The sequence below is a fragment of the Clostridium sp. ZS2-4 genome (genome assembly GCF_026719745.1).
In the GTDB taxonomy this organism is placed as follows: Bacteria; Bacillota; Clostridia; order Clostridiales; family Clostridiaceae; genus Clostridium_H.
In genome coordinates this window covers 1-5,433 of sequence record NZ_JAPPRQ010000026.1, presented here as the reverse complement: position 1 = coordinate 5,433, position 5,433 = coordinate 1, and the positions used below count along the sequence as shown (strand labels likewise).

Here is a 5,433-nt window from a genome sequence, read left to right as displayed (position 1 = left end):
TGCAGGAGCATCAAAAGCAGATGATGCTTTAAATTCTCTTAATGAATTGACGGATAGAGTAGGATATAATATTAGAAAATCTTTTGGTATGCAAGAAGAATGTGTAGGTATAGGTGATTTATATGTACCACCAGAAAAGAGTACATTATTTGAAGATAAAGCAAGTAAAATTATTGCAAATCGTAATACAGGTAAGATGCTTCCAGCAGAAAGGGCAGCAAGTAAAGGATTTTCAGGTATTAAAACAACGAAAAATGGTGGACTAGATTTTTCAGAGTCCCAATATATAATGAAAAATGGAAATGGTGACCCTATAATTGCTACAATAGATATGTCTGGTTCAAGAAGTAAGGATTTTACTAGAGCATTTGATGAGGTTGATATTCCAGCAAATCAAAGAAACAAAATATTAGAGGATTATACATGGCATCATATAGATGATTATGATGAGGCAACAGGAAAATGTACGATGCAGTTAGTAAAAAAAGATGCCCATGTAGCAACTTATCCACACAAGGGATCATGTGCTCAGTATGATGGTATACATGGCGAGACATATAATAAAAAATATAAGGGTAAGACTCCAAAGGAAAAGGCTGCGGATAATGGATTTAATATTAATGAAACTGAAAATGGTGGAGCAGATTTTGCTAAAACCGAATATTTATATGTAACTGAATCAGGACAAGAGGCAACTGTAAAAATAAAGATGAGTGGTAAAAAATCAGAAGATGCAAAAATGCTTTTTGATAATTTAGGGATATCAAAAGAAGAACAAAAAACATTATTAACAGAGAACAGAGTATTTTATTTAGATGATTTTGATCCGGATACAGGTGAATGTACAATTCAAATTGTGGATAAGGATGCATATGATGTTGTGAAAAGATATGTAGGAGCACAGGCACAGTATAAAGCTAATACAGGAATAAAATATAAATAAGATATATTCAAAGGAGAAAACAGTTTATGTATAATAATAGAATGTTAGATGTTGAAAAAAGTAAAATAACAGAAAATGATTTAAAGGACATAGAAGAGTCTTATAATATAGTTTTCCCAGATAGTTTTAGAAAACATTATTTAATGTATAATGGAGGACGTCCTGAAAAGAATATTTTTATTGATAAAGATGGAGATAAACAAGATTGTGGATATTTTTATGCAATAAAATATGACAATGGAAAGAGTTGGAGATTAAAAAGAAAGTTAAAGATTGATTTTGATGAGGAATCAATCTTTCCAAAGTGGTTAGTTAGATTTGCTGGTAATTTCATAGGTATGGAATTTTGCTGGAGTCTTAGAAAAGAAGAATATGGTGCTATATATTATTGGGATTGTGATGTAAATTTAGGTGATGATCCAAGTGAATCTGATGACTATGCAGTGTTTTTAGCAAATTCATTAGAAGAATTTATGAATTTACTGGTAGAAGATGAAGAAGAATAGAGAAGGAGTGGGAACATGTATACTAATAATAAAATTTTAGAAAGTAAAAAACCAATATCTGAGGAAGATATAAAGTATGTTGAAAATAAATATAAATTTTTTATGCCAAAAGATATAAGAAAACATTATTTGCAATATAATGGAGGATATCCTGAAAAATCTATGTATACGACTGATAATGGTGATGAGTTTGTTGTTACCTGGTTCATACCTATAAAAAGTGATAAAAAAAGTTCAGAATTATATGCAGTCTTAGGAGTTTTAAGAGAAGAAAAAGTTATACCTGATTGGCTTATTCCATTTGCTGATGAAGCTGGAGGAGATTTTTATTGTTATAGTTTAAGGAAAAATGAATTGGGAGCCATTTATTATTGGTCACATGAATTTAATGATGTTGTGTACATTACAAAATCATTAGAAGAATTTTTGAATAATATGGTTGAATTCTCATATTAGTAAAAACTATTTTATGAAATAGTATCCATTCTATATTTTAGATATGCAGTAGGTGATTAAGTGTTTAAGTAAGTTACCTACTATTTTTTCTAAATAGGTAGCAAACAGGAGCGAGGCTCCTCTTAACACCTCTTTAGGTGTAAATATTGGAAAAAAATAATAAATCTTTGGTTATTGTTATGACCTGCGAAGTGTGAAATAATTCAAATGCCACTATGAGAAATCATGGTGGCATAAAAAAAATCAAAAGACATGCGAAAGCATGAGCGGTAGCTGGTTTCTAGGATTTGGATTAAAGTAGTAGTTAACAAAAATTGAGAATAGAAAACAAATCTAACGCCGAAAGGTGGCATGGTAAGGGATAAAATGCAGCAGTAGCAGGAACAGCGGCAGTATTAAGTCAAGCAATATCAGATAAACGACGTAAAGAAGTAAGTGATATATCTTCTTATATGGCAGCTGGAGGACGAGAATCCTTTGTAGGAGCATTCTCTGGAACAATATTTGGACCTTTTGGAGTAGGTGAAGCCTTAGGTGGAAAGATGTTGTTAGGAGGAATAACCAACGGCTTTGAAAGTATAGTAAGACAAAAATTAGAAGGCAAAGGAATAAACTTTAAAACTGTACTAACTGATTTTGGAATAGGAGCAGGAACGGCAGCAGTATTAAGTCAAGCAATATCAGATAAACAACGAGGAGAGGTAAGTGATATTTCCTCTTATATGGCTGCTGGAGGACGAGAATCCTTTGTAGGAGCAGTCTCTGGAGCAATATTCGGACCTTTTGGAGTAGGCGAAGCCTTAGGTGGAAAAATGCTGTTAGGAGGAGTAACCAACGGAGCCGAAAGTATATTAAGACAAATATTAGAAGGCAAAGGAATAAACTTTAAAACTGTACTAACTGATTTTGGAATAGGAGCAGGAACAGCAGCAGCATTCCATGGAGCAGAAAAATTAATTAAGAAAGCAGCACCCTTTGTTAAAAAAGCATTTAATAAGATATCAGCTGAAATATCAGAGAATATTAGAATAGCTAAAATAGCATTAAATAATATGAAAAAAGGACCAAAGCCAGCAGTGCTTGGTAGTAATTTAGGTAATGGTTATGAGGCTTTAGGTAGGTTTAAAAAGGAAGTTAAGAAGGTTAAAAAAGTAATTAATGGTGTAAGTAATCCTGAACTAAGCAGAATTGATTATCTAAGAAATAAATATGGTAAGTTAACTTCCGAGCAAATTAATAATAGAATTAATTTACGTGGTGCCGTTAATGATGAGATAGAAAGATTATATAAATCAGGAATTACTAAGAAAAAATTAGGACCAGCAGTTGCAGGAGTTTTAGACCCTAAAACAGGGAAGTATTATTTTGGAATAAATAATATTGAAGGTGATGTGCCAAAAGAACTTCACCCATTGATTAAAGAAAGAATAGACAACATGCCACCAGAAATTTATAGTAGTTATGAAAAGTGGACATTAGGGGCGGGTTCTCATGCAGAAGTATATGCGTTAAATGAAGCATTGTTAGCAAATCCTACTGCTAAATTAGAAGATTTCATGGTATATGTGGTTAGGTCAGGAAAGAAATTAAAGCCAAGAGGACTACCTATGCCAAGATGTCCACATTGTGAATATATAACAAATGGAGCAAGTTATTTCCCGGAGGTATTAAAGTATGGAGATTAAGATATTAACAAAAGAGTATGTTTTAAATAATGGAATTGATTTTGATGATGATATTTTAGAGCAGGAGTATTTAAGTGATAGGATTTTGGATAACTCGAAAGAAAGTGGAGGAAAACCATTTACAGGTTTAACTTATGAAACATATCCAAATGGGAATTTAGCATATTATTGTTATTATAAAAATGGTTTTTCAGATGGAGATTTTATTGAGTTTTACGATGATGGAAAAATAAAAAGTATGCAGTATATGCAAAGAGGAAGAACTTATGGGTTTAGAAAAATATGGCATAATAATGGTGTATTAAAATCAAAAGCTAGATATGAATATGGTGTTTGTCTAACATCAAAAGAGTGGAATGAAGAAGGGGTTTTGGTTAAAGAAAAGTCAGAACCAACTGAAGATGATATAAAGATTAGAAATAGCCAAGAAAAGTGGTATAAAAAGGCTATAGAAAAGGAGTAAAATGGAAATAAAAGAAGTTCATAATTTTAATGTTTATGAGGAATCAGATTTTATTGAGATACAAAACGAGTTAAATAAAAAAATAATGTTAAGAAATACCTTTAATAAAAATAGTATTAGGTTATTGGCAGGTGTGGATTTAGCTTATTGGGAAAATGAGAATAAGCAGTATGGAACATGTTGTATAGTTGTTATTGATTATAATACTAAAGAGATAGTTGAAAAAGTTAATAGTGTAGGAGAGATAAAAGTACCATATATACCTGGGTTTTTAGCATTTAGGGAATTACCTTTAGTTATTGAAGCTTCAAAAAAATTAGTAGTAGAACCTGATATATTTATCTTCGATGGGAATGGATACTTGCATTTTAATCATATGGGAATAGCTACTCACGCATCATTTTTCTTAAATAAACCAACAATAGGTATGGCAAAAAGTTATCTTAAAATTAAAGGGACAGATTTTCAAATGCCTAAGGATGAAATAGGATCATATAATGATATAGTCATAGAAAATGAAGTTTATGGAAGAGTATTAAGAAGCAGAAGTAATGTTAAACCAATATTTATTTCATGTGGTAATTACATTAATTTAGATACAAGTACAGAGATAATAATGAATTTATTGAGTAAAGAAAGCAGAATACCAATTCCTGTAAGATTAGCAGATTTAGAGACACATATTATAAGAAAAAAACTTAGTAAGTAGAAATAGTTATCAGTTTCTTTCGATAGACCAGATTAAAATAAAAAAATGTAATTAATAGAAATAAAACAGCAGGAATTGGAGTCATAAAAGCAACCAATTCCTGTTTTTGTATTAAAACATGCGAAAGCATGAGCGGTAGCTGGTTTTTAGAATTTACATTAAGAGAGTAATTAACAGAAGTTGAAAATAAAACACAAATCTAACACCGAAAGGTGGCATGAATTAACAATAATAAAGCACAGAATCAACGTAGAAATACTATCTACCTTTAGAGTCTAGCATACAGTTCAAATTGAATTGTGGTGTTAGGCTTTTTTAATGAATAAACTGAAATACTAAAGGATAGTGATGAGAGTTCTAGGAATTTTTACTTTTAGATTCTTTTATTCCAAAATTATTTTCTTCTTTAAGATAACTGTTAATTTTGAAAAATTAAACGGATTGCAGGTGAGTTAAAAACAGAATTATTTTGTGATATAATGGAAGCGCATAATATGTTTTATTTTGGCAGACCAAATAAAGCAAGTTATAAATTAGAAGAGATTAGCACTTACAAAGCTTGTAAGAATTTAAAAAGATTTCACCAAGCAGGTGGGAATGATACAGACTATTTCTATTATGAAATAGAAAGAAGAGAAAAGTATGAAATTGGAGATAATATTAACTTCAAG

At 30.8% G+C, this 5,433-nt stretch carries 6 protein-coding genes; all 6 read left to right on the top strand.

Annotated elements, in window-relative coordinates; translation table 11 throughout:
* The coding region (locus OIO11_RS04695; protein ID WP_268070208.1) for an HNH endonuclease signature motif containing protein at positions 1–943 on the top strand (943 nt) is incomplete at its 5' end.
* A 26-nt stretch (positions 944–969) separates the two neighbouring features.
* Complete coding sequence (locus OIO11_RS04690; RefSeq protein ID WP_268070207.1) at positions 970–1,449, top strand: SMI1/KNR4 family protein; 480 nt, start codon at positions 970–972, stop codon at positions 1,447–1,449.
* Positions 1,450–1,464: 15 nt separating this feature from the next.
* Positions 1,465–1,905, top strand: coding sequence for an SMI1/KNR4 family protein (locus tag OIO11_RS04685; RefSeq protein WP_268070206.1), 441 nt, complete (start codon positions 1,465–1,467; stop codon positions 1,903–1,905).
* Positions 1,906–2,357: 452 nt separating this feature from the next.
* Positions 2,358–3,590, top strand: a complete 1,233-nt coding sequence (locus OIO11_RS17135) for a YwqJ-related putative deaminase (RefSeq protein WP_326497918.1) — start codon at positions 2,358–2,360, stop codon at positions 3,588–3,590.
* A complete protein-coding gene (locus OIO11_RS04675; protein ID WP_268070205.1) occupies positions 3,580–4,053 on the top strand; it encodes a toxin-antitoxin system YwqK family antitoxin in 474 nt (157 codons plus the stop codon). Before OIO11_RS17135 ends, OIO11_RS04675 begins: the two co-directional genes overlap by 11 nt.
* Before the next feature lies 1 nt (position 4,054).
* A complete protein-coding gene (locus OIO11_RS04670; RefSeq protein WP_268070204.1) occupies positions 4,055–4,762 on the top strand; it encodes an endonuclease V in 708 nt (235 codons plus the stop codon).
* Positions 4,763–5,433: the final 671 nt, after the last annotated feature.